The organism is Phormidium tenue FACHB-1050 (assembly GCF_014696925.1).
GTDB lineage: Bacteria > Cyanobacteriota > Cyanobacteriia > Pseudanabaenales > Pseudanabaenaceae > Pseudanabaena.
The window spans coordinates 20,227-42,874 of sequence record NZ_JACJQY010000028.1 but is presented as its reverse complement, the minus strand read 5'-3'; the positions used below and the strand labels follow the sequence as shown (position 1 = coordinate 42,874).

Below are 22,648 nucleotides of genomic sequence, written 5' to 3'. Positions count from 1 at the left end.
AAATCCATGCAAAGAAAATCCATTAGCGATCGCCGATCAATTATTAGCATTCTCTTAGGTGTGGCGCTGACCTTATCAGAAGTTGGCATAAATTCTATCTATGTGGTTGCACAAAATCTTGATCAAAAAACTGCCAGTACATCTGCTAGCTCAGTAGATGCAATATTACAAAAAGCTGAGCGTCTATTTGATCAGGGAAAGTATCAGGATGCTCTGACACAATATCAACAGGGCTTGAATATTTATCGTCAACAAGGCGATCGCTTAGGAGAAGCCATTACCCTAACGTGGATCGGGGCAGTGCAGATCGGCTTAAGACAGGAAAAACAAGCACTCAACACTTTACTCGAAGCCAACTTAATTTTACAAAGGGGCTTGCAAAACTCGACTGTCTCAGACAAGCAACTCTATCGCAAAGCTGAAGGGGAAAATCAGTATCAATTTGGTCGAGCCTATCTCAATCTGGAAGAATACGCCAATGGGTTAAAGATTCTGGAGAATTCCCTATCAATTCGGAGAGAAGTAGGCGATCGCTACCGTGAGGGCAAAACTCTTACGGCGATCGCTATTTATTACGTTAAAAAATCTGATTTTCCAAAAGCGTTAGAATATTTAGAAAAAGCGCTCCAAATCAATCAGACTGAGAAAAATCAAGCTGCTGAAGCTCAGAACCTATTTTTTTTAGCTTCTGTCTATGGGCTTCTCGGTCAGAAAGATAAAGCATTAGCATTTACACAACAAAGTGCGATCGCCTATCAGGCTCTCGGCAACCTCTTAGGACAAGCCAATGTCCTAAATCTAGAGGCAAATATTTTAAGTTTATCGTTGAACTATACAAAGGTTGTGCAGTTAAACCTCAAAGCTCTTGAGCTAGTGCGTCAGACTGGCGATCGCGCTCTCGAAGCTGAGCAATTAAATGCTGTTGCGGTATCCTATCGAAATCTTAGTGAATATACCAAAGCGATTGAGTTCTTATTGCAAGCCGAAAAGATTTATCAGGCTTTGGGCGATCGCACTGGTGAAGCAAGCAACTTAAAAAATATTGCAGAAATTCGTCTTGCTCAAGGTCAGAACCGTGAAGCCTTGGCTCTCTTCAGTCAAGCAAAGGCAATTTATCAAGATTTGACCAATGTTCCCAATCCTAAACCTAGCGATCAGCAAACTTTAGCCAGTATTCTCGTTGATGAAGGTAGCCTCTATACCTTACTTAGCCAATATCCTAAGGCTATAAGTACATTGCAAGAAGCAAAATCTATTTATCGCTCCGTAGGCAATAAGTTGGGCGAAGGTGTGGCAGCAATGTATTTAGCAGGAGTCTATCTGCAATTGGGTGAGACAGAAAAAGTTACAGAAATTTTGAAACTGCTACCATCCCTAACCCAAAACTCGCCACAACTACAACAGATGGGACAGATTTTGCTGACCATGTTTAGCAACAATCCTGACTCATCCAATCCTCAAAGCCAATTAAACTCAGCGCTGAGTTTACTAGAATTTTTTAAACAATCAGGCAATCGCACCACAGAAGCAGGTATGCTTTCGCAGATTGGTGCTTTGTATTCGGAGCTAAAACAACCAGACAAAGCGATCGCCTCTCACCAACAAGCGTTAGATATCTATCGGGCGATCGGAGATCTCTCAGGTGTAGGAAATTCACTTTATAGTCTGGGCTTAGTCTATGCGTTATCAAATCAGAGCGATAAAGCCTTTACCGCCTTTCAAACTTCACTCCAATTTGCTCGTAAGGTCGGCAATCGCAATCAGGAAAGCAAACTCATCGGCAATTTGGGCTTACTAGTCCAACGTCAATACCCTGAACTAGCGATCGCCTTTTACAAACAATCCGTGAATATCACTGAAGCAATTCGTAAAGAATTACAGGTACTAGAGATCGAGCAGCAAAAGTCCTATCAGCAAACAGTTGCGGGAAACTATCGGACTTTAGCAGATTTACTATTACAAAAAGGGCGCGTAATGGAAGCGTTACAAGTTCTTGATTTGCTCAAAGTCCAAGAGTTACAAGACTATTTGCAAAATGTGAAAGGAAATGAGCGCACTGCTCAAGGAGTGTACATGTTTCCTGAAGAAGATGTGCAAACTAAAGCGATCGCCAGTCAGCCATTACAATCTTCGCAAACTCTGATTGATAGCAATCAAAAAATCGCCCAGCAGTTAAGTAAAATCCCTCAAGCACAACTCAATCAAGTTCCCGAATACTTACAAAAATTGCCTCAAGGTCACGCACTGCTATATCCTCTGATTTTAGACGATCGTTTAGAACTAATTCTATTTATCCCCGATAAAACACCAATTCATCGATCTGTGGCGATTAAAGAAGCAGATGTCACCCAATTAGTGATGGATTTTAAAGTAGGACTACGCGATCCTAACTCTCTAGATGTAATCGAACCTGCAACCAAACTCTACAATTTACTCATTAAGCCAATCGAAGCCGATCTAGCTAATACAAATACTATTCTCTATTCCCCTGATGGACTACTACGCTATGTCCCGATCGCATCTCTCTATGATGGCAACCAATGGCTAGTGGAGAAGTATCGTGTCAACAATTTGGTTTCCTACAGTCTGAGTGATTTCACGCCAAAAACACCAAAGCCACTAAGTATTTTTGCAGGGGCATTTGGCGGCGCACAAAACACTACCAAGTTTGGTCAGATTGGACTACCTGCCACAGTTACCGAAGTTCAATCTATTTTTGAGGCTCTACCCAATACAACCAAGCTAGTAGCCAATGATTTCAGTCGTAAAGCAACTGAATCTCAAATGCAAAATAAAAATATTGTCCATTTGGCGACCCATGCCGAGTTTAACTCTGGTAAGCCTGAAGATTCATTCCTAATTTTTGGCAATGGCGATAAGGTTCTGCTCAGCGAAATGAAGGATTTACCAATGTCCAATGTCGATTTGATTGTTCTCAGTGCTTGCCAGACAGGTGTGGGGAAGTTAGGCAATGGCATCGAGGTTTTAGGCTTTGGCTATCAGGTGCAAAGGGCTGGCGCAAAGGCGGCGATCGCTTCTCTTTGGCAAGTTAGCGATGAGGGTACACAAGCTTTAATGCAGGCCTTTTACAATGATGTGAAAAAAGGCGATCGTTCTAAGGCTGAGTCTTTACGCCAAGCGCAAATTGCCACAATTCGCTCTAAAAATTTCTCACATCCTTACTATTGGTCAGCATTTATTTTGATCAGCAATAGTTTATAGCAATTCTCACATAGATGAAAGCGACACTTCGCTTCGCTTTCATCTATGTGAATCTCTGTATTCTTGATTTATAGCTGCCGTCGATTGTGTTAGGACATAAAACCAAAACACAAAATGGCTAAGCCATTTTGTGTTTTTAAACCCCTTACTGGGTTTGGTTTTATACCAATTCACAAAAGTGTGGCAACACTTTTGTGAATTGGTATAAAACCAAAGATCGGCGGTGAGGCGCTTTGCGCCTCACCGCCGATCTTTGGTGCAAATCAAAACCCGTAAAGTTGCGCTTCTGTGGGGGGGCGCAACTTTACGGGTTTTGATTTGCACAGGTACTTATCGTTGAAACTTTTTCAGCACATTAGCCAGATCATCAATTCGTACAGGCTTGCTAATAAAATCATCCATCCCAACCAAAATGCAATTCTCGCGATCTTCTGCCATTGCATTCGCAGTCATCGCTACGATTTTTATCTCGTTAAGGGGCAATGTATCTTTCTCGATTAATCGGATGCGGCGAGTTGTTTCCAACCCATCCATCTCTGGCATCTGCAAATCCATAAAAATTAGATCGTAAGGTTTGAGTTCTATTGCTTTTAAAACCTCTAATCCATTGATAGCACAATCGGCTTGATAACCAAGTTTTGCTAAAAGCCGCAAAGCAATCATTTGATTAAAGGTATTATCTTCAACCAATAAAATTCGCAAAGAAGTGGAAGTTGCTGGTATACTCCCATCTTCTATCATTACTACAGTAGGTTGCTCAAAATCTATTTGCCGATCTGGTTTAATTTCTTGACTAGATAATTGTGTAACTGCAATATCAAACTGAAAAATTGTACCTTTATCCAGCGTGCTATTTACGGTAATATGACCGCCCATAAAATGAGCAAACTGTTGACTGATTACTAATCCCAACCCAGTTCCAGTTTGCGTTGCTCGACCTGAAGCAGTCTGGACAAACGCTTCAAACAGCTTGTCAATCTCTTCTGGTGCAATCCCTAGCCCAGAATCTTCTACTTCAAAATGGATAACAACTTTTGAAGAGACCTCTTCTAGATTCACCTGAGAGACCCGAAGGAGGACATACCCCTTATTTGTGAACTTGATCGCATTTCCCAACAGATTTAATAAAATTTGGCGAATTTTTCTTTCATCCGCTTTGATATACTGAGGGCAATTTGGATGTATGGCAAAAATCAACTGTAAATTTTTATCCTTTGCCTTAATTTGCAACATTTCTTGCAGATTATTTAGAAATAGATAAAAATCAAACTTGGTTTCCTCAAGTACAATCTTTCCAGCTTCAATCTTGGACATCTCTAAAACATCATCAATTAAGTTCAATAGATGTTCACTGCTGTGGCTAATGATACTAACGTATTCCCCAAGAGTCTGAGTCAAAGAATTCTCATGATGCATCAACTGAGTACATCCCAAAATTGCATTGAGAGGAGTCCTCAATTCATGACTCATTCTCGCTAAGAAATTACTTTTAGCCTGACTTGCGACTTTTGCTCTCTCTGCTTCTAACTTGAGAGACTGTTGTGAGAATTCTAGAGCAGCTAGCATAAGTGTGCCTCTCAAATCTAAAGCAGCTTCAGTTTCTACTTCAGTCCAAGGCAAAGACTTAGCTTTGACAGTTTCTTTCCATAGCTCAAATGATCTACGAGGTGATGGCTCAGCATCGTCGTCATCTATATCTAGCAGCTTACTTGGATCGCCAGCCCAGTTAACTGTTTGGATTACTTCTTCTCGGAACCAAATAATATGATAGGAGCTATAATTAAGAGAGATGGAAATAGACAACAATCCACTAGCGCAATCTTTAGCCTGCAAAGCCTCTGGATAGATCTCACTTAAGTAGGTAGTATAAAAGATATCTTGAGATTTAGTCTCTATCCATTTAGTTAATCCAACAATAAACTCACGAGATGGACATATCCCAATCTCAGAGATGTTTTCGCCAAGGCAAACAACCGCCCCTTGGGCATTAACTAAACTCAATAAGCTATCGGGATCTTGGGTAAAAGTATAGTTGATTGATTGGCGATCGCTTAAGATATTTTGCTTTAATTTAGACTGAAGTATGCTAATTTTCTCTTGAGCTTTCTTAATTTGCTGCTCATGTTTGTTAACAATTTCTACAGACATAATTTGCCCTAAAAATTCACAGACTTTTCTGTTCTCATAGTCAATATATCTGGGAGTATAATGATGACAAACAATCAATCCCCACAGCTTTCCTGAACCTATCAATGAAATACTAAAAGAAGCTGCAACTCCCATCTTTTGCAAGTACTTGATATGAAACTTAGAGACACTTCTGAGGGTGCTGTGACTCAAATCAAGATTTGCTTGCGTAAGTGGATTATAGAGAGGAGTGATAGGCACAGGTTGATAGTTGACATCGACGATAAGTCTAAGCCAGTTTTTACAATAAAGGGCCCGCGGAATTTCAGGAATATCTGAGGAGGGGTAATGCAAGCCAAGAAAAGATTCCAAATGCTCAGCTTTGTTTTCAGCAATTACTACACCACTATTGTCCGAGTCAAATTTATAGATGAGTACGCGATCAAATTGAGTAATCTTACGTATCTCTTGCACCAATAGATTTGCCATTTCAGGAAAATCTTTAGCACTACGAATATTAGCCGCAGCAATTTTCGATAAATGGTAAAACTCTAGATTAGAGTCAACATCTTGCGACAAATTCTCTAGCTCCAGAATCAGTAGACCTTCAGAGCGATGGATTACTCCTTGATGATGATGCTTCTTACTTCTAATTTGTGAGGTTAACTTAATTGGATTAAATACTTCTATATCTTTTTGAGAAAGACAAGACTGGAGTTTCTCAATTTGAGCTTGTGGAAATAGAATTGTTAAAGGCTGATTAAGTAAAGAATTAGCAGACAAGCCAAAGAATTTAGCTGTATTTTCACTGACCTGCACAATTCTGAAGTCTGATTCATCAATGCAAATTAGAACTCCATGGGGTTGAATATGTCCGAGCAAATGAATCTGCTCGCGATCGCAATCTTTGTATCCTGTCAATTCAGAAGTATTAGAAGCCTTAGAAAATATTGATTGTGCTGTTTTCATTCTCCACTCTCGCCGCGTAACTTGCTTCACATGAATAAAGTTCAACAATATTTTGGTGTTTCAAGCAAATGCTTTTAACTCCCCCTGAAAATGTCTTACAAAATCCAGACAATCAATTAAGTATCACCAATAAATTGGCTATTTGGTGTATCTCAGACTTCATTTTGCTGTGGGCAAATGAAGTCTCAAAACTCTTATTGGGATTGTTTTTTGTTTTCCAATGAGTACCTACTTATTGGAAAACCCCTATGACATGTACCACTTAAATTAATACATTTAATATACCTTGTGTACAGCCACTGAAAATATGCCTAATGTAATCTATGTGTGAGCCTATTAATATTCTTTGGCAAGTAGCTCACAATGCCAATACACAATATAGGTAGTCCTAAAAAGTAAAGGATTTATATGGTAAAGATGGGCGGAGCTTCGCGCCGTCCTTAGCACTACCCGCAATTAGTGGGTTTTGAATCGGCACAGCGACTTTGCTAGTTTTTTAATTTTTTTTCTAAAACCCATAGACAAAATATCTCACATAGAGTTATGATTGCTAATCATGACTAAAAACAGAAACTAAGAGAAATAAGTCAAGTGCATACTTCCTTAAGTCTGAGTCATGCATTGGTATAGCGATCTAAAGAAACTTAAAAGTCTTTAACCTATAACAACCAACCCAAGAGATTGTGTTTCTCACGTCTAGTATCTAGGCTAGACATCTTCTGTAAGTCGTCTCGAAGTCCATTAAACAGCCTTCAAAACTCATACTTCTTACTAAGATCGAAACCGATCTCTTTTGAGCCTGTCAAAAATCGGCAGAATACATCTGCGCGAAAATTTGAAAGTCAAGCAAGCGGAGCTAATTTTAATGACTGTCGGAATTCTCGGCACAAAACTTGGGATGACCCAAGTATTCGATTCGGATGGCAACGCTGTTCCTGTAACAGTTGTTCTTGCTGGTCCCTGTACAATTACCCAAGTTAAAACTGAAACTAAAGAAGGCTACAAAGCTATTCAAGTCGGTTACGGTAAGACTCGTGAAAAACTCCTCAGCAAGCCAGAGTTAGGACATTTGAAAGTGTCAGGTGCTGAGCCTGTAAAACACCTCCGTGAATATCGCCTCGATAACGTTAGTGATTTCACAATCGGTCAGACTCTAGACGTAAGTCAATTCAAGGATGGCGACATCGTTGATGTGATTGGAACTAGCATCGGTAAAGGTTTCGCTGGTTATCAAAAGCGCCACAACTTTGGTCGCGGTCCGATGGCTCACGGTTCTAAAAACCACAGACAACCTGGTTCGACTGGAGCAGGTACTACCCCAGGTCGTGTTTACCCTGGTAAGCGGATGGCTGGTCGTCTTGGCGGTAAGCAAATCACCGTGAAGAAGCTAACTATAGTCAAAGTCGATGCAGCGAACAATGTGTTGCTAATTAAGGGAGCAGTCCCTGGCAAGCCTGGCGCATTGCTTAACGTCATTCCTACCGTAGTTATCGGCAAGGCTAAATAAAGGCGCAAGTAAAGGCGCGAAATAAAGACTAAGTAGTTTGTTCGTGAGATCGAGAGAATATAAGTTATGCCTACAGTAATAGATTGGACAGGGAATGAGGTTGGTGAAGTAAGCCTAGAACTGCGCGTTGCTAAAGAAGCAAGCGCAAAAGGCTTGGTTCATCGCGCCCTTGTCAGACAGTTAGCCAATGCCCGCCAAGGCACAGCCAGCAGTAAGACTCGCGCCGAAGTTCGTGGTGGTGGTCGTAAGCCTTTTAGACAAAAGGGTACGGGTCGCGCCCGTGCAGGTTCGACAAGATCGCCTTTGACCCGTGGTGGTGGTGCAATTTTTGGACCTAAGCCTAGAGATTACGAAACCAAGATGAACCGCAAGGAGCGTCGTCTTGCCCTTCGTACCGCATTTATCGGTCGTACAGCCGATTTGATTATCGTTGAAGATTTTGCCATAAACCTTACTCAGCCTAAGACCAAGGAACTATGTCAAGCTCTTGAGCGTTGGGGTGTGACTGTTGGCAAAAAGACGCTGATTATCACCGATCGCAAAGATGAAAACATTGTTCTTTCTGCACGTAATATTCAGAACCTACAATTGCTTGCGGCTGATCAGCTCAACATGTTCGACATTTTAAACTCTGAAAAAATTGTGGCAACTCGCTCGGCGATCGCCAGAATTCATGAAGTGTACGGTGGCGATGCAAAGTTAGCAACAGAGATCGTTACGGTCGAAGATGCAGAATAACGGAATCTAAGTAGAAGAAAGAAACACCATGGCTAAGATCCCTACCGAATTCGATCCCCGTCGCTTGCCCGATATCATTCGTCGCCCTCTGCTCAATGAAAAGGCAACCCGACAACTTGAAAGCAACAAATACACATTTGATGTTTTTCATGATGCTACTAAACCTGAGATCAAGGCAGCTATCGAAAGCCTTTTCTCAGTTACGGTCAAAAAAGTGAACACCCATAACCCACCCGCGCAAGCGCGTCGGATTGGTAAGTTTGCAGGCAAACGCGCTCAAATCAAAAGAGCGATCGTCACCCTTGCCGAAGGCAGCAAAATTGATTTGTTCCCCGATGTATAAGCACTAGCTTAAAAAAACCAGAGAACTGTTCTTTAACAAAACCAGACAATTATGGGCGTTCGTGCATATAAACCGTATACCGCAAGTACCAGACAAACTGTTGTCTCGGACTTCTCGGAAATCACTAAATCAGAACCCGAAAAGTCTTTAACAAGCCACGTCCATCGTAAAAGAGGACGCAATAACCGTGGTGTTATCACCAGCCGCAGACGCGGTGGTGGTCATAAGAGACTCTATCGGATTATTGATTTCAAACGCAATAAACGCGACATTATCGCCGAAGTAATTGCGATCGAGTACGATCCCAACCGCACTTCTCGTATTGCACTGTTGCAATACGAAGACGGCGAAAAGAGATACATCCTTGCTCCCAAAGGAATCGCTGTTGGTAACAAGATTCAAGCAGGTACAAGCAATGTACCTTTTGAAATCGGTAACGCAATGCCATTGGTAAACATCCCTCTTGGTACGATTGTTCACAATGTGGAACTCGTCCCTGGTAAAGGTGGGCAAATTGTGCGCTCAGCTGGTGCTGGTGCTCAAATTGCAGCTAAGGAAGGTGATTTCGTCACCCTCAAGCTTCCTTCTAGTGAAGTTCGTTTGATTCGCAAAGATTGTTTCGCCACCATCGGACAAGTTGGCAACCTCGATCACAGCAATACCAGTCTTGGTAAAGCAGGTCGCAGCCGTTGGTTGAACCGTCGTCCTAAAGTCCGTGGTATGGTCATGAACCCCGTCGATCACCCCCATGGTGGTGGTGAAGGTTGCGCCCCCATTGGTCGCAGTGGTCCTGTTACGCCTTGGGGTAAACCAACCTTGGGTTACAAGACTCGCAAGAAGGGTAAACTCAGTGATGCCCTTATTGTTCGTCGCCGTCGCAAGTCCTCGAAGCGCGGTAAGGGCGGACGTAACGCCTAATTTTTTGCTAAGCGACTGCCAATCAGTCGCCTAGCGCGAAGATTTATTTAGAGAATAAAAAATTATGACGCGATCGCTAAAAAAAGGTCCCTTTGTTGCCGATCACTTATTGACCAAAATTGAAAAGCTCAACGCCAAAGGCGAAAAGCAAGTTATCAAAACATGGTCACGCGCTTCCACCATTCTTCCTCAAATGATCGGGCATACCATTGCTTGTCACAACGGAAAACAGCACGTTCCTGTATATGTCACGGAGCAAATGGTAGGACACAAACTCGGTGAGTTTGCCCCTACTCGCACCTTCCGCGGCCATGCCAAGAGCGACAAAAAGGCTAAGAGATAGGTAGACAGGTAGTTAAAAATGATCCTCGCCCAAAACGAAATCCCTGCCGTAGCCAAATATATTCGGATGTCACCCCATAAGGTGCGTCGAGTACTAGACCAAATCCGTGGTCGTAGCTACCGCGAAGCATTGATGATTCTTGAGTTCATGCCTTATCGCTCCTGCGAACCAATTACGAAAGTATTGCGTTCTGCTGTAGCTAATGCTGAACATAACGCAGGACTAGATCCCGCATCTTTAGTAGTTAACCAAGCCTTCGCCGATATGGGACCTAGCCTCAAGCGCTTCCGTCCCCGCGCTCAAGGTCGTGCTTACCAAATCCGTAAGCCAACGTGCCACATTACGATCACCGTCAAACCATCGGAGGAAGAATAGGTATGGGTCAGAAGATTCACCCAACAGGGTTACGCCTCGGCATCACCAAGTCCCATCTTTCTCGTTGGTACGCTGATGTCAATCGCTACGGTGTCTTGGCTGAAGAAGACAGCAAAATCCGTAAGTTTATTGAAAAAACTTTGAGTAATGCTGGTATCGCTGAAATCCTGATTGATCGCAAAGCTGATCAAGTAGATCTCGAAATTCGCACAGCTCGTCCTGGAGTTGTTGTTGGTCGTGGTGGCGCTGGTATCGAGCAATTGCGCGTCGGACTAGTCAAGTATCTCGAACAAGACGGTTCCCTGAAAAAGACAGGTACTAGCCAAGTTCGGATTAACGTCACCGAAGTAACCAGAGTTGATGCGGAAGCGCCTCTCATCGCTGAATACATCGCTCAGCAAATCGAACGTCGTGTTTCCTTCCGTCGTGTTGTTCGTCAAGCTATTCAAAGAGCGCAACGTGCAGGCATCGAAGGCATCAAGGTGCAAATCAGTGGTCGTCTTAACGGTGCTGAAATTGCGAGAACTGAATGGGTTCGTGAAGGTCGTGTTCCTTTGCATACATTGCGAGCGGACATCGACTACAGCTACAAAACTTCCAGAACTATTTATGGTGTCATTGGCATCAAAGTCTGGATCTTTAAAGGCGAAATCATTCAAGGCGAAGAAGCTCCTGCTCCAGCCGCTCAACCCCGTCGTCGCCAGCAACGTCGTCCTCAATTTGAGGATCGTTCTAGCGCTGAAGGATAAATTTCTGTCACCCTTAAGTTTTGAACCATGTTAAGTCCTAAACGTACAAAATTTCGTAAGCAGCAACGCGGTCGGATGGCAGGTCCCGCTACCAGAGGAACTGAAATCAACTTTGGTGATTATGCCATGCAGGCTTTAGAACCTTCTTGGATTACCGCCCGTCAAATCGAAGCTGCCCGTCGTGCCATGAACCGCTACATCCGTCGCGGTGGCAAGATTTGGATTCGCATTTTCCCAGACAAGCCCGTAACAATGCGTCCTGCTGAAACCCGTATGGGTTCTGGTAAAGGTGCTCCCGAGTTTTGGGTATCAGTGGTCAAGCCCGGTCGCATCATGTTTGAAGTTGCTGGCGTAGCCGAAGAAACTGCAAGAGAAGCTATTCGTCTTGCCGCAGCCAAAATGCCGATCAAAACCAGATTTGTTATCCGTGAGAAGGAGTAAAGATATGGCACTCCCAAAAGTCCAAGAAACTAGAGAGCTATCTGATGATGAGTTGCAAGCTCAGATCTTGACCGTCAAGAAAGAGCTATTTGATCTGCGCTTCAAGCAGGCTACTAGACAACCTGTCCAGCCACATCAGTTCCAACATGCTAAGCATCGTTTGTCTCAACTGATGACCGTCGAACGCGAACGTCAGTCCAGAGCTTAAGAAAGCTATTTACAAAACATAGGAATTTTAGCAATGGCAGTTAAAGAAAAAGTTGGCGTTGTCGTCAGCGACAAAATGCAAAAAACGGTGGTGGTTGCGGTTGAAAATCGTACCTCTCATCCCAAATATGGAAAAATCGTGGTCAAAACTACCAAGTTTAAAGCCCACGATGAAGAAGATAAAACCCGTGAAGGCGATCGCGTCAAAATTCGGGAAACCCGTCCCCTCAGCCGTACAAAGCGATGGGAAGTTGTAGAGATTCTCTCATCTAGCTCGGAAGCATAAGTCATGATTCAACAAGAGTCTTATCTAAACGTTGCGGATAATAGCGGGGCTAAGAAGCTGCTATGTATTCGCGTCCTAGCTGGTGGTAATCGCGCCTTTGGCGGAGTTGGTGATGTCATCATCGCTACTGTCAAAGACGCTGCTCCCAATATGCCAGTCAAAAAATCTGATGTTGTCCGCGCCGTGATTGTTCGTACTAAAGCATCCATCAACCGTGAAAGCGGCATGAGAATTCGCTTTGACGACAATGCCGCTGTAATCATTAACCAAGACGGCAACCCCAAAGGAACCCGCGTATTTGGTCCAGTTGCGCGTGAGTTGCGGGATAAAAATTTCACTAAAATTATCTCCCTAGCGCCAGAGGTACTGTAATGTCATTCAAGTCAAAACCTGCCTATCGCGGCAACCGCAAGTCTTTTAAGATTCATGTCAAAAAAGATGATGTGGTTCAAGTAATTTCAGGAAGCTCTAAAGGGACTGTAGCAAAGGTGTTACAGGTTTTCCCTAAAGACAGCACCATCATCGTTGAAGGTGTGAATGTTAAGACTAAGCATGTCAAGCCTCAAGCTGATGGCGAGTCTGGACAAATCATCACTCGCGAGTTCCCGATCCACAGTTCTAAAGTGTTGTTATATTCCGAAAAGGAAAAGACCGCTAGTCGTTCTTGCTTCACCTTTACGGATGATGGCAAGAAAGTAAGAATGTTGAAAAAGACTGGCGAAATCGTTGATTCCGTTAAGACTGAAAAGAAATAATTCTACACAACCTGACCAAGCCCAGGAAAAATCATCGAGGAAGATAAAATGCTGACACCGTTTGCCGAAGTCTATGCCAAACAAGCTGTTCCTAAATTAATGGAGCAGTTCAAGTACACCAACATCCATCAAGTTCCCAGATTTGAGAAAGTTGTGATCAACCGTGGTCTAGGTGAAGCTGCACAAAATGCAAAATCCCTAGAAGCGTCTTTAACCGAAATTGCCACGATCGCTGGTCAAAAGCCCGTGGTAACTAGAGCTAAAAAAGCGATCGCTGGTTTCAAATTGCGTCAAGGAATGCCCGTCGGCATGATGGTCACCCTCCGCCGCGACAAGATGAATAACTTCTTGGATCGTCTAATCAACTTCTCCTTGCCTCGCATCCGTGACTTTCGCGGTGTTAGCCCCAAGAGCTTTGATGGACGTGGTAACTATACCCTCGGTGTTCGCGAGCAACTTATCTTCCCCGAAATCAGCTACGACAGTATTGAGCAAATTCGGGGGCTTGATATTTCCATCATTACCACTGCCAACACGGACGAAGAAGGACGTGCGCTCCTGAAAGCAGTTGGTATGCCCTTTAGAGAATCATAAGTAGATCGAATTAGGAGATAAGGATGGCTACCAACGACACCATCTCGGACATGCTTACCCGCATTCGCAATGCAACACTTGCAAAGCACCAGACAACTTCCATTCCTGCTACAAGAATGACGTTGAGCATAGCCCGAGTGATGAAACAAGAAGGTTTTATCGCAGATTTTGAAGAAACAGGCGAAAGTATCGACCGCGCTTTGGTCGTCGCCCTCAAGTATGAAGGCAAAAATCGTCAATCGATTATTAAGCGCCTCAAGCGCGTTAGCAAACCTGGTTTACGGGTTTACTCGAACTCCAAAGAATTACCCCGTGTATTAGGTGGGATCGGCATTGCGATCATCTCCACCTCTAAAGGGATCATGACCGATCGCGAAGCCCGTAAACAGGGTGTCGGCGGTGAAGTCCTTTGCTATATCTGGTAATTCAGATCCTCAAGATCTGGTAATTCAGGCTGTTAACTCAGCACATAACATTACAAGCAACGGAAAACAGACATGTCTCGTATTGGAAAACGTCCCATTCCTCTTCCCCCTAAAGTTGCGGTCTCGATCGTTGGGCAAGAGGTAACCGTCAAAGGACCTAAAGGAGAACTTAAACGGGTGTTGCCACCCACTGTGGAAGTTCTGCAAGAAGAAAACAACTTAGTTGTTAATCGTGCCAATGAATCTCGTCCTGCAAGGCAACAGCACGGACTTTTCCGCACCCTCGTTGCCAACATGGTCGAAGGTGTGTCCACTGGCTTTCAGCGTAAGTTGGAAATTCAAGGTGTTGGTTATCGGGCTAACTTGAACGGCAGCAATATTGTTCTGACCGTTGGCTACAGCCACACTGTTGATATTATTCCTCCTACAGGAGTTTCCCTCGCAGTTGAAGATGCCTCTGGCAAGAAAGTACCTCAAGGCACATTTATTGTTGTAGAAGGTATTGACAAAGAAATCGTTGGTAACTTAGCAGCCAAAATTCGTGCTGTACGTCCTCCTGAAGTATACAAAGGCAAGGGTATTCGTTACTTTGGCGAATTCGTCAGACGTAAGGCTGGTAAGACTGGTAAGAAGTAAAGCTAAGCTTTTTCTAGCTTCTTTATTTAATCTTCTTAATTTTTGTAATTTTCATATATAAAAAACATGAGTGCTAATAGTCGTAGACAAGCAACCATAAGCCGCCATAAGCGAATTCGTAAGGGGATGACAGGTACACCCGAACGTCCTCGCCTTGCAATTTATCGCTCTAACAATCATATTGTGGCGCAGGTAATTGATGATGTGGCTCAACATACTCTCGTTGCTGCTTCAACCCTCGAATCAGATGTTCGTGAGAGCCTCAGCACTACAGCCAATTCTGAAGCTTCGGCTAAGGTTGGTGCGTTGATTGCTGAAAGAGCGATCGCACAGGGAATTACCAAGGTTGTATTCGACCGTGGTGGCAACCTCTATCATGGAAGAGTCCAAGCTCTCGCTGAAGCTGCTCGCGAAGCAGGTCTCGATTTCTAAATCATCCAGCAGTGAATCAGTAGATAGAAATAAATATGGCTAAGAATAGAGAATCAAGACCAGGTGGTGGTCGCGACAGTGGCAGCGGCGACAGTGGCGATAACCGCGATGAAAAACGCAAAGGTAAGCGCGATAGTAAAAAGAGTGATCGCGCTCGTACCGAGAAAGAATCTGAATGGCAAGAACGGGTAGTCCAAATCCGTCGAGTCACTAAGGTTGTCAAGGGCGGTAAAAAACTCAGCTTCCGTGCGATCGTGGTCGTCGGTAATGAGAAGGGTCAAGTCGGTGTTGGTGTTGGCAAAGCTGCTGATGTTATTAACGCCGTCAAGAAAGGTGTTGCCGATGCTAGAAAGCACGCGATCGACGTACCTTTGACCAAGAGCAATTCCATCCCTCATCCAACTAACGGAATTGGCGGTGGCGCTAAAGTGATGATTCGTCCTGCATCTCCAGGTACTGGGGTAATCGCTGGTGGCGCTGTCAGAACTGTACTAGAACTAGCTGGAGTCAAAAACATTTTGGCTAAGCAACTCGGTTCTAGCAGCCCTCTCAACAATGCTCGAGCCGCAATTAACGCACTTTCAACCCTGCGTACCTTTGGTGAAGTTGCCAGAGCGCGTGGTATTACCCTTGAACAGTTATTTAATTAATGCAATAACGGTGCTAAGCGCCGTTATTGTCAAAAGTGAAAAGGAAAAACTATGAGAATTGACGATCTTCAGCCTCAAGAAGGCTCACAGCATCGCAAACGTCGTTTAGGACGTGGTATTGCCGCAGGGCAAGGTGCTAGCGGTGGTTTCGGTATGCGTGGTCAAAAATCTCGTTCAGGTCGCCCCACCAGACCTGGTTTTGAAGGTGGTCAAATCCCCCTTTACAGACGAGTACCCAAACTTAAGCATTTCACAATTGTTAATCCTAAACATTTCACAATTGTTAATCTTGATCAATTAAGCGAATTACCTAAAGGTACGGTAGTAACCCTTGAATCCTTAATGGATGCAGGCATTATTACTCAAAATGATGGTGTATTGCGCGTATTGGGTAGAGGTGATGTGAGTGTAGCGCTTACAGTTCGCGCTCATTCGATTACCACATCTGCCAAGGCTAAAATCGAAGCTGCTGGCGGCACTGTAGAAGTTGCCTAGTCAAAAAGAGAATATGTGGCGGAGCGCTAAGCGTTTCGCCACATATTCTCTTTTGTTGTTTTTGGACAATGGGCTTCAGCCCCTTGTGACTCGACATCGCTTTACAATATTTAAATATCTTAGGTTAGGCGATCGCTGCCTAACCCAATCAATAGCTTGAGGTAAGTGTAGTTATGGTTGTCAGTAAAGGAAAGAACCCGACAGCACAAGAAACTTTTATGCAAATGGCTCAAGCCGCAGGGCTAAGAGGTCGTTTGTTAGTTACTGTTGGTGTTTTGATATTAGTTAGACTTGGCATCTATTTGCCATTACCAGGGGTTGATCGTCTCCGCTTTACAGAAATTGTCAGAAATAATGCGGTAGTTAATTTCTTGGATATTTTTTCTGGTGGTGGCTTGTCACTGCTCGGTATTTTTGCCCTTGGGATTCTGCCATTTATCAATGCCTCGATCATCATGCAATTGATGACTTCGGCGCTCCCAAGTTTAGAAAATCTTCAAAAAAATGAAGGTGAAGCTGGACGCAGAAAGATTTCCCAATACACGCGCTATGTCGCTTTTGTGTGGGGTGTGATCCAAAGTTGGGGACTTGGGGTTTGGGTGCAGAACTCTGGCGTACTTTCTGAAGCTACATCTAACTGGATCACAGTTGGTGACGGTCGCGTAATTATGTCTAGCTTTATCTTTCAAACAACAGTAGCTTTGGCTGCTGGCTCAATGTTTGTGATGTGGGCTGGTGAACTGATTACCGAGAAAGGCGTTGGTAATGGTGCATCTTTACTGATTTTTATTAGTATTGTCGCCAATTTGCCATCTTCTTTGGGAGATACGATCGCGCTAGCTCAAAAAGATAGCTCACGGGTTGGTGGCGTAATCTTGCTGCTGTTTATTTTCTTGGTCATGATCATTGGCATTGTGTTTGTGCAGGAAGGAACGCGGCGGATTCCCATTATTTCGGCACGCCGACAAGTGGGGCGCAAGCTTTATCGCGAGCAAGCTTCTTACTTGCCATTACGCTTAAATCAGGGCGGTGTGATGCCAATTATTTTTGCTTCATCGGTGATGATTTTGCCAGCCTATCTCAGCCAAAGCATTAATAATGAGGTGTTTGTGGCGATCGCGACTTGGATTTCTCCTAGTGGTGCTGGTCACATTCCTGTGTATATGTTGCTAATTCTAGGATTTAGCTTCTTTTACTCGACCTTAGTTCTTAATCCTGTGGAATTGTCACAGAACCTCAAGAAGATGGGCAGCAGTATTCCCACCGTGCGCCCAGGGACGGCAACTTCGGATTATATCAGCCGTATTTTGAATCGATTGACTTTGCTTGGTTCAATTTTCTTGTGCGGCATTGCGATTATTCCTAGTGCTTTGGAAAAAGCTACTGGTGTATCAACCTTTAGTGGCATTGGTGCAACTTCTTTACTGATCTTGGTTGGTGTGGCGATCGAAACCTCGAAGCAAATTCAAACCTATGTGATTTCTCAACGTTATGAAGGCATGGTGAAACAGTAATGCCTAGAGTGATTTTGATGGGGCCACCTGGAGCAGGTAAAGGTACGCAGGGCGAAATTTTGGCTGAAGCTTGGCAAGTGCCCAAAATTGCACCTGGTGATATTTTTCGTGCTGAAATTAAGCAAGGGACTGAGCTAGGACTGAAAGTTAAGTCTTTTAGTGATTCTGGGCGACTTGTGCCTGATGAGGTTGTAATTGAGGTGATTGAGTCACGCTTGAGACAGCCTGATACTCAAGTTGGTTGGATTCTTGATGGCTTTCCGCGCACAGTAGCCCAAGCTGAGGCTCTTGATGCGCTATTAGCGGAGATTAACCAACCCTATGATGCAGTGGTAAATCTGGATGTGCCAGATCAGTTTTTAGTCGATCGCTTGTTAGCAAGGGCGATCGACCAAGGACGTGCTGATGATAATGAGGAAGTCATCAAAAATCGATTGGAAGAGTACAATGCCAAAACTCGACCTTTGCTAGAATTTTATGGAAAGCATGTTACTCAAATTGATGGCACACCGTCGATGCCAGAAGTAACTGAGACAATCAAAAAATTCTTTGCATAGATACGGTGATATTTGATCAAGTGATGCTTCACCAAATATCTATCCTCTGTTGCAAGTGCTTTGCGCTCACAACAAATACATAAAGAACTAATACTAAATTTGGGAGAGTTTGTTTGTCAAAAGAAGATTCTATTGAAATGGAAGGGACGGTAACTGAGTCTCTTCCTAACGCTATGTTTCGGGTTGCTCTCGATAATGGCTTTAATGTACTTGCTCACATTTCGGGTAAGATTCGTCGGAACTATATCAAGATTTTGCCAGGCGATCGCGTTAAGGTGGAGCTAACGCCCTATGACCTTACTAAAGGACGCATTACCTACCGTCTCAAAAATCAAGGCGGCGGCAAGAAATAAAACAAACAAAAGAGGCAACTTTACTTAGTAAAGTTGCCTCTTTTGTTTTAGATATGAACTTGCGATCGCGCTTATTATGCTTCTTGCTAGTAATGGGAAAGATTAGCGATCGCCATATCAGACAATAGCTTAACTACATCTGCTTTTAAAGCTTTATGCCATAGTTTTTAGAGAACCGACTATAATCTTAGTAAGATTTCAGGAAGTCATTATGATTGTTGAAACTAGCTATGCACTGACAACACCAAATTTGAATGTATTGCTCGATCGCGTTGTTAATGATCGTGAAATTATTTACATCAAAAGTCAAAATGGTGAAAATGTTGCTCTGATTGCTGCTGATGAGTTACAAAGCTTGTTAGAAACTATGCATCTTTTGCGATCACCTAAGAATGCAGAACGTTTGTTAAATGCTATTAGTCGCGCTAGAGCGAATGTAGAAGATTCTCAAACACCTGATGATTTGCGAAAGGAGTTAGGGCTTGTCAAAGAGTAATTCTCCATTGAATAGAGAATCTATTTTCGATCAAGATTTTCGTACAGATTTAACCCATTGGATTTCTGTTGATCGTAAGGTTGCTTTGAGGGTAATGGATTTAGTCGATGCGGTCATGCGCGATCCTTTTAACGGAATTGGGAAGCCTGAACCTTTAAAATATCTTGGTTCTGGTATTTGGTCACGTCGTATTACTCAAGAGCATCGCTTGGTTTATCTAGTTGAGCAAAATTACATTAAATTTTTGCAATGTAGATATCACTATTGAATTAGAAAAGTCCGCCTCATTATGCTTCTTGAAAGTAGTGATATAAATTAGCGATCGCCACAACAGACGATTGTTTAACTACCTCTACATTTAAAGCTACCAAATTGTCTGAATATTCTATAAGTTTTAGATCTCAATATCCTTGGGGAAGTTTGCCCACATTTCTTTTCTAGTTGGAGCGAGATCTTCTTCAGTGAGATTAATATCTGCATTTGCCCATAAGCCTTTGATGTTTTTGCTGGGGGCTTTAGAGATTGTTTTGGCTTGCAAAAATTCGGCAAATTCTAATAATGCTTGCTGTTTCTCAACAGGTAAGGTTTTGATGACTGCGATTAAGGTTTCTTCGATTTTAGGTAATGTTTGCATAATTTTATTTTTCGGTTGTTTGATAAATAAATTATTGAAAGTAGTGATATAAATTAGCGTTCGCCACATCAAACAATTAAAAGTGTAGGGGCAATTCATGAATTGCCCCTACGTTTCAGGGTTTTTCTTAACCCGTTTTTTCTTTTCGACTTTGAGCAGTGGCGCACTTAGGGCTTCATAGAGGCTAAATAAATACTCAATGCGGTTTAGTTCGCTAACGAAGGGTTGGGGACGATAGCAAAGGTCTACGGCTTTGTCTAGGGTTTGATGTGCTTTTACCAAGTCGGGCGGCATGGTGAGAGGATCGTAGAGATCGGCGAGGCTGCTATCGGGATATTTTGCCCTTGTGTCTAATACTGCTTGCGCGGCAGTTTCCACTTTTTGCCTTTGTTTGTCGTTTGCGTTTTCAGGAAATGGATAGTTGTTGTAAACGATTGTACTTGAATAATCAAAACGACTTTCTAATCTTCCACAGACATACTTCATCCAAGTCATGTGCATTTCAGATGTGAGAACACCAAAAATATAAGGCGTTGCATCAGGTATAAGCTGAAGTTTGTTACTGGCGATAATATGAGACTTCAAAAAGCCGATTGGGATATATTTTCTTCTCTCAGAAGAAACTTCTGGAATTGCAAGATAATCTTTCTGAGGTTGCCTATTTTCTCCAAAAAGCGTTGGGAAATCTGCCAGTTTTCGAGTTGCGTCTCTATTGCTTTGACTACGAGTTTTTTTAACTTCTTCAACTCTTTGAGCAATACCCTTAAATCGTTTGAGGTCTTGAGGCTGGATATCAATAAGCCAAAAACAATAACGTGAATATCCATTAATAAACTCATGCCCACCTGTGTAAGGTCTTATCCATTTTTCGGCTTCTGGTTCATTTTTTAAAAACTCATCTTTTTCAGATTCAGTCAAAATCAAATGTCCGCCATCATTTGGCATACTACCAAAATTAATATTTGGGACATTAGAAATAGGAGTTTTACGGCTTAAAATTACTAGATCGCTACCTTCCACTAAATAGGGATTTATATTCTTAACTTTCTTCTCTGACGGTTCACTTTTAATGTCTATGTAATCGAAAATCCTTTTATTTTCAACATCATACAACCCAAAGCCAATAATCACACAATGCACAGCAGCATTGGCTTTAGCTTCATTACTCCAACTAAAAGTCCGATGAGCAAAATGAATCTTGATTTTATATTTGCTATAAAGTTCTTGCCAAAGAATTCCGACTTGCTCACCTTGCGAAATAGAACTTGTACTAACAAAAGCGATATGAATATTTGTTTCTTGGATAAAATGAGCCGCCTTGACATACCAAGCTGCAACATAATCTAAAACCCCTGCACCTTTCACACCTGCAAATATTTCTTGCATATCTGCCTTTTGTTGAGTATCTTGAAAAGCTTTCCCAACAAATGGAGGATTACCTAAAATGAAATTTAACTTCTCCTTTGCAACAACCGACTCCCAATCAATCCGCAACGAATTACCATGCACAATCTTCGCCGCCTTCTTCAAAGGCAAACGCACAAAATACTGTCCAAACTCATTACTAACCTTGATATTCATCTGATGATCGATCAACCACATCGCCACCTCAGCAACCCGCACCGCAAACTCATCATATTCAATCCCCGCAAACTGATCCACATCCACTTGAATAATTGAGCTAACATCCGTCACCAACTGCCCACCCTTATTCAACTCCAATAAAATCAAAATCTCTAAATCGCGCAACTCCCGATAAGTGATAATCAAGAAATTACCGCAACCACAAGCAGGATCGAGAAAATGCAGATTCGCAATCTTCTGATGTAACTCGTTTAACCTGTTGCGATTACCCTTTACTTTCTCAAATTCAGTATAAAGATCATCCAAAAAAAGCGGCTTAATCAACTTTTGGATATTCTTCTCAGAAGTGTAATGCGCCCCCAAATTACGCCGTTCCGTCTGATTCATCACCGCCTGAAACATCGACCCAAAAATTGCAGGCGAAATCTTACCCCAATCAAACGCGCAAGCCTCTAGCAACATCTCGCGCATCTGCTTATCAAACGCCGCAGGTTGCACAGTCTCCTCAAATAACTTCCCATTCACATAGGGAAACTGCGCCAAATTCTCATCTAAATTTTTTAAGCGGCGTTCATTGGGTGTATTCAAAATATGAAAAATCGAAGCAATGTGCATCGCCAAATCGCTACCATCTTCCTTAGTATGCAGATCGATATATTCCCAAAAAATCCCCTTGTTAAAAATCCCCGTATCATCGGCAAACATACAAAACAACAGCCTGACTAGATACACCTCTAAGTCATGCCCCGTATAGCCAATCTCCTTAAGGCGATCATGTAGTTTTCCCATCAACTCCGCCGCCGCAATATTGACAGGATCTTCATCCTTATAAACCCGTTTCTCATATCCCGCCATAAAGCCGAATAGATGCACATGGTTGACAAAATCCTTTAGCTCAAACTCTGCATTAACATCTGTATCTAAATCATAGAGCCTGAATTTGTGAAAATCCGACACCAAAATATACTTGGGTAACTCATGCTCCTTTAAATTGGGAAAATAATCCTTAGCCTGTTGTGTCGCCTTATCTAAGTCCTTGCCCCTAGACTTATGCTCCACCAAAATCGTCCCCTTCCACAACAAATCAATAAAGCCTTGTTTGTTATCCGCTTTTTTAATAGGCAACTCAAAACTCCCCACCCGCCGCCGTGAAATGCCAAACACATTAAAAAATTCGTTCCAGAAAGATTGAGATTCTGACTTCTCTGAAGTCTCATTTTCCCATTCCTTAGAAAAGGCGATCGCCCTTTGCTTAATCTCATTCCAACTTAAAGGCATATGGACAAATGTTAAGGCAT

General features: G+C 42.8%; 27 protein-coding genes. 24 read left to right on the top strand and 3 right to left on the bottom strand.

Annotated elements, in window-relative coordinates; translation table 11 throughout:
* The first annotated feature begins 6 nt into the window (after nucleotides 1-6).
* Nucleotides 7-3,222 (top strand): CHAT domain-containing protein, encoded by a 3,216-nt coding sequence (locus H6G05_RS16295; protein ID WP_190579374.1) that lies wholly within the window; start codon nucleotides 7-9, stop codon nucleotides 3,220-3,222.
* A gap of 330 nt (nucleotides 3,223-3,552) precedes the next feature.
* Here the strand turns inward: H6G05_RS16295 and H6G05_RS16290 are convergent, their stop codons facing one another.
* Complete coding sequence (locus tag H6G05_RS16290; RefSeq protein ID WP_190579372.1) at nucleotides 3,553-6,318, bottom strand: ATP-binding protein; 2,766 nt, start codon at nucleotides 6,316-6,318, stop codon at nucleotides 3,553-3,555.
* Between the two features lie 865 nt (nucleotides 6,319-7,183).
* On the opposite strand from H6G05_RS16290, the gene rplC reads away from it, so the two are divergent.
* The 23 genes from rplC (at nucleotide 7,184) to H6G05_RS16175 (ending at nucleotide 19,400) form a co-directional block, all read left to right on the top strand.
* A complete protein-coding gene (gene rplC / locus H6G05_RS16285) occupies nucleotides 7,184-7,825 on the top strand; it encodes a 50S ribosomal protein L3 (RefSeq protein WP_190579370.1) in 642 nt (213 codons plus the stop codon).
* A gap of 66 nt (nucleotides 7,826-7,891) precedes the next feature.
* Nucleotides 7,892-8,563 carry a 50S ribosomal protein L4 gene (gene rplD / locus H6G05_RS16280; protein WP_190579368.1) on the top strand — a complete coding sequence of 224 codons (672 nt, stop codon included), beginning with the start codon at nucleotides 7,892-7,894 and terminating at the stop codon, nucleotides 8,561-8,563.
* Nucleotides 8,564-8,591: 28 nt separating this feature from the next.
* Nucleotides 8,592-8,906, top strand: coding sequence for a 50S ribosomal protein L23 (locus H6G05_RS16275; RefSeq protein ID WP_094530955.1), 315 nt, complete (start codon nucleotides 8,592-8,594; stop codon nucleotides 8,904-8,906).
* A gap of 51 nt (nucleotides 8,907-8,957) precedes the next feature.
* Nucleotides 8,958-9,824, top strand: a complete 867-nt coding sequence (gene rplB, locus H6G05_RS16270; protein WP_094530958.1) for a 50S ribosomal protein L2 — start codon at nucleotides 8,958-8,960, stop codon at nucleotides 9,822-9,824.
* A 64-nt stretch (nucleotides 9,825-9,888) separates the two neighbouring features.
* Nucleotides 9,889-10,167: a 30S ribosomal protein S19 gene (gene rpsS, locus H6G05_RS16265; RefSeq protein ID WP_190352277.1), complete on the top strand. Its 279-nt coding sequence runs from the start codon at nucleotides 9,889-9,891 to the stop codon at nucleotides 10,165-10,167.
* A gap of 18 nt (nucleotides 10,168-10,185) precedes the next feature.
* Nucleotides 10,186-10,542 carry a 50S ribosomal protein L22 gene (gene rplV / locus H6G05_RS16260; protein WP_009625485.1) on the top strand — a complete coding sequence of 119 codons (357 nt, stop codon included), beginning with the start codon at nucleotides 10,186-10,188 and terminating at the stop codon, nucleotides 10,540-10,542.
* A 2-nt stretch (nucleotides 10,543-10,544) separates the two neighbouring features.
* Entirely contained in the window at nucleotides 10,545-11,291 is a 747-nt protein-coding gene (gene rpsC / locus H6G05_RS16255) for a 30S ribosomal protein S3 (protein WP_094530963.1), read from the top strand.
* A gap of 27 nt (nucleotides 11,292-11,318) precedes the next feature.
* The gene (gene rplP, locus H6G05_RS16250; protein ID WP_094530965.1) at nucleotides 11,319-11,732 is read left to right on the top strand and encodes a 50S ribosomal protein L16; all 414 of its coding nucleotides are present in this window, start codon (nucleotides 11,319-11,321) and stop codon (nucleotides 11,730-11,732) included.
* A gap of 4 nt (nucleotides 11,733-11,736) precedes the next feature.
* Complete coding sequence (gene rpmC / locus H6G05_RS16245; RefSeq protein ID WP_094530967.1) at nucleotides 11,737-11,940, top strand: 50S ribosomal protein L29; 204 nt, start codon at nucleotides 11,737-11,739, stop codon at nucleotides 11,938-11,940.
* 33 nt (nucleotides 11,941-11,973) lie between these two features.
* Entirely contained in the window at nucleotides 11,974-12,225 is a 252-nt protein-coding gene (gene rpsQ / locus H6G05_RS16240; protein ID WP_094530969.1) for a 30S ribosomal protein S17, read from the top strand.
* 3 nt (nucleotides 12,226-12,228) lie between these two features.
* Nucleotides 12,229-12,597 carry a 50S ribosomal protein L14 gene (gene rplN / locus H6G05_RS16235; protein ID WP_009625480.1) on the top strand — a complete coding sequence of 123 codons (369 nt, stop codon included), beginning with the start codon at nucleotides 12,229-12,231 and terminating at the stop codon, nucleotides 12,595-12,597.
* The gene (gene rplX / locus H6G05_RS16230; RefSeq protein WP_190579366.1) at nucleotides 12,597-12,980 is read left to right on the top strand and encodes a 50S ribosomal protein L24; all 384 of its coding nucleotides are present in this window, start codon (nucleotides 12,597-12,599) and stop codon (nucleotides 12,978-12,980) included. Before rplN ends, rplX begins: the two co-directional genes overlap by 1 nt.
* 48 nt (nucleotides 12,981-13,028) lie before the next feature.
* Nucleotides 13,029-13,574 (top strand): 50S ribosomal protein L5, encoded by a 546-nt coding sequence (gene rplE / locus H6G05_RS16225; RefSeq protein WP_190579364.1) that lies wholly within the window; start codon nucleotides 13,029-13,031, stop codon nucleotides 13,572-13,574.
* Between the two features lie 23 nt (nucleotides 13,575-13,597).
* Nucleotides 13,598-13,999, top strand: coding sequence for a 30S ribosomal protein S8 (gene rpsH, locus H6G05_RS16220; RefSeq protein ID WP_094530978.1), 402 nt, complete (start codon nucleotides 13,598-13,600; stop codon nucleotides 13,997-13,999).
* A gap of 72 nt (nucleotides 14,000-14,071) precedes the next feature.
* The gene (rplF, locus tag H6G05_RS16215) at nucleotides 14,072-14,635 is read left to right on the top strand and encodes a 50S ribosomal protein L6 (protein WP_094530980.1); all 564 of its coding nucleotides are present in this window, start codon (nucleotides 14,072-14,074) and stop codon (nucleotides 14,633-14,635) included.
* A 66-nt stretch (nucleotides 14,636-14,701) separates the two neighbouring features.
* The gene (rplR, locus tag H6G05_RS16210; RefSeq protein WP_190579362.1) at nucleotides 14,702-15,067 is read left to right on the top strand and encodes a 50S ribosomal protein L18; all 366 of its coding nucleotides are present in this window, start codon (nucleotides 14,702-14,704) and stop codon (nucleotides 15,065-15,067) included.
* A gap of 35 nt (nucleotides 15,068-15,102) precedes the next feature.
* A complete protein-coding gene (gene rpsE / locus H6G05_RS16205; RefSeq protein WP_190579360.1) occupies nucleotides 15,103-15,717 on the top strand; it encodes a 30S ribosomal protein S5 in 615 nt (204 codons plus the stop codon).
* A 51-nt stretch (nucleotides 15,718-15,768) separates the two neighbouring features.
* Nucleotides 15,769-16,212 (top strand): 50S ribosomal protein L15, encoded by a 444-nt coding sequence (gene rplO / locus H6G05_RS16200; RefSeq protein ID WP_094530987.1) that lies wholly within the window; start codon nucleotides 15,769-15,771, stop codon nucleotides 16,210-16,212.
* Between the two features lie 173 nt (nucleotides 16,213-16,385).
* Nucleotides 16,386-17,726 (top strand): preprotein translocase subunit SecY, encoded by a 1,341-nt coding sequence (secY, locus tag H6G05_RS16195; RefSeq protein ID WP_094530989.1) that lies wholly within the window; start codon nucleotides 16,386-16,388, stop codon nucleotides 17,724-17,726.
* A complete protein-coding gene (locus H6G05_RS16190; RefSeq protein ID WP_190579359.1) occupies nucleotides 17,726-18,283 on the top strand; it encodes an adenylate kinase in 558 nt (185 codons plus the stop codon). Before secY ends, H6G05_RS16190 begins: the two co-directional genes overlap by 1 nt.
* 113 nt (nucleotides 18,284-18,396) lie before the next feature.
* Nucleotides 18,397-18,636: a translation initiation factor IF-1 gene (gene infA / locus H6G05_RS16185; RefSeq protein ID WP_094530993.1), complete on the top strand. Its 240-nt coding sequence runs from the start codon at nucleotides 18,397-18,399 to the stop codon at nucleotides 18,634-18,636.
* A gap of 211 nt (nucleotides 18,637-18,847) precedes the next feature.
* Complete coding sequence (locus H6G05_RS16180; RefSeq protein WP_142598930.1) at nucleotides 18,848-19,132, top strand: type II toxin-antitoxin system Phd/YefM family antitoxin; 285 nt, start codon at nucleotides 18,848-18,850, stop codon at nucleotides 19,130-19,132.
* A 7-nt stretch (nucleotides 19,133-19,139) separates the two neighbouring features.
* Nucleotides 19,140-19,400: a Txe/YoeB family addiction module toxin gene (locus H6G05_RS16175; RefSeq protein ID WP_199310591.1), complete on the top strand. Its 261-nt coding sequence runs from the start codon at nucleotides 19,140-19,142 to the stop codon at nucleotides 19,398-19,400.
* A gap of 126 nt (nucleotides 19,401-19,526) precedes the next feature.
* On the opposite strand, the gene H6G05_RS16170 is transcribed toward H6G05_RS16175, so the two are convergent.
* On the bottom strand, nucleotides 19,527-19,766 hold the full coding sequence (locus tag H6G05_RS16170) for a DUF2281 domain-containing protein (protein WP_190579356.1): 240 nt from the start codon (nucleotides 19,764-19,766) through the stop codon (nucleotides 19,527-19,529).
* Nucleotides 19,767-19,874: 108 nt separating this feature from the next.
* Nucleotides 19,875-22,628, bottom strand: a complete 2,754-nt coding sequence (locus tag H6G05_RS16165; RefSeq protein ID WP_190579354.1) for a class I SAM-dependent DNA methyltransferase — start codon at nucleotides 22,626-22,628, stop codon at nucleotides 19,875-19,877.
* Between the last annotated feature and the right edge of the window lie 20 nt (nucleotides 22,629-22,648).

Excerpts from the sequence above, each read along its gene's own strand:
- rplC (WP_190579370.1), top strand. The coding sequence starts at position 7,184 with ATGACTGTCGGAATTCTCGGCACAAAACTTGGGATGACCCAAGTATTC.
- rplF (WP_094530980.1), top strand. The coding sequence starts at position 14,072 with ATGTCTCGTATTGGAAAACGTCCCATTCCTCTTCCCCCTAAAGTTGCG.
- rplP (WP_094530965.1), top strand. The coding sequence starts at position 11,319 with ATGTTAAGTCCTAAACGTACAAAATTTCGTAAGCAGCAACGCGGTCGG.
- rplD (WP_190579368.1), top strand. The coding sequence starts at position 7,892 with ATGCCTACAGTAATAGATTGGACAGGGAATGAGGTTGGTGAAGTAAGC.
- rplB (WP_094530958.1), top strand. The coding sequence starts at position 8,958 with ATGGGCGTTCGTGCATATAAACCGTATACCGCAAGTACCAGACAAACT.
- rpsE (WP_190579360.1), top strand. The coding sequence starts at position 15,103 with ATGGCTAAGAATAGAGAATCAAGACCAGGTGGTGGTCGCGACAGTGGC.
- H6G05_RS16190 (WP_190579359.1), top strand. The coding sequence starts at position 17,726 with ATGCCTAGAGTGATTTTGATGGGGCCACCTGGAGCAGGTAAAGGTACG.
- rplV (WP_009625485.1), top strand. The coding sequence starts at position 10,186 with ATGATCCTCGCCCAAAACGAAATCCCTGCCGTAGCCAAATATATTCGG.
- rpsS (WP_190352277.1), top strand. The coding sequence starts at position 9,889 with ATGACGCGATCGCTAAAAAAAGGTCCCTTTGTTGCCGATCACTTATTG.
- rpmC (WP_094530967.1), top strand. The coding sequence starts at position 11,737 with ATGGCACTCCCAAAAGTCCAAGAAACTAGAGAGCTATCTGATGATGAG.
- secY (WP_094530989.1), top strand. The coding sequence starts at position 16,386 with ATGGTTGTCAGTAAAGGAAAGAACCCGACAGCACAAGAAACTTTTATG.
- rplR (WP_190579362.1), top strand. The coding sequence starts at position 14,702 with ATGAGTGCTAATAGTCGTAGACAAGCAACCATAAGCCGCCATAAGCGA.
- rplO (WP_094530987.1), top strand. The coding sequence starts at position 15,769 with ATGAGAATTGACGATCTTCAGCCTCAAGAAGGCTCACAGCATCGCAAA.
- H6G05_RS16295 (WP_190579374.1), top strand. The coding sequence starts at position 7 with ATGCAAAGAAAATCCATTAGCGATCGCCGATCAATTATTAGCATTCTC.
- H6G05_RS16170 (WP_190579356.1), bottom strand. The coding sequence starts at position 19,766 with ATGCAAACATTACCTAAAATCGAAGAAACCTTAATCGCAGTCATCAAA.
- rplN (WP_009625480.1), top strand. The coding sequence starts at position 12,229 with ATGATTCAACAAGAGTCTTATCTAAACGTTGCGGATAATAGCGGGGCT.
- H6G05_RS16180 (WP_142598930.1), top strand. The coding sequence starts at position 18,848 with ATGATTGTTGAAACTAGCTATGCACTGACAACACCAAATTTGAATGTA.
- H6G05_RS16165 (WP_190579354.1), bottom strand. The coding sequence starts at position 22,628 with ATGCCTTTAAGTTGGAATGAGATTAAGCAAAGGGCGATCGCCTTTTCT.
- H6G05_RS16290 (WP_190579372.1), bottom strand. The coding sequence starts at position 6,318 with ATGAAAACAGCACAATCAATATTTTCTAAGGCTTCTAATACTTCTGAA.
- H6G05_RS16275 (WP_094530955.1), top strand. The coding sequence starts at position 8,592 with ATGGCTAAGATCCCTACCGAATTCGATCCCCGTCGCTTGCCCGATATC.
- rpsQ (WP_094530969.1), top strand. The coding sequence starts at position 11,974 with ATGGCAGTTAAAGAAAAAGTTGGCGTTGTCGTCAGCGACAAAATGCAA.
- rpsC (WP_094530963.1), top strand. The coding sequence starts at position 10,545 with ATGGGTCAGAAGATTCACCCAACAGGGTTACGCCTCGGCATCACCAAG.
- rpsH (WP_094530978.1), top strand. The coding sequence starts at position 13,598 with ATGGCTACCAACGACACCATCTCGGACATGCTTACCCGCATTCGCAAT.
- rplE (WP_190579364.1), top strand. The coding sequence starts at position 13,029 with ATGCTGACACCGTTTGCCGAAGTCTATGCCAAACAAGCTGTTCCTAAA.
- rplX (WP_190579366.1), top strand. The coding sequence starts at position 12,597 with ATGTCATTCAAGTCAAAACCTGCCTATCGCGGCAACCGCAAGTCTTTT.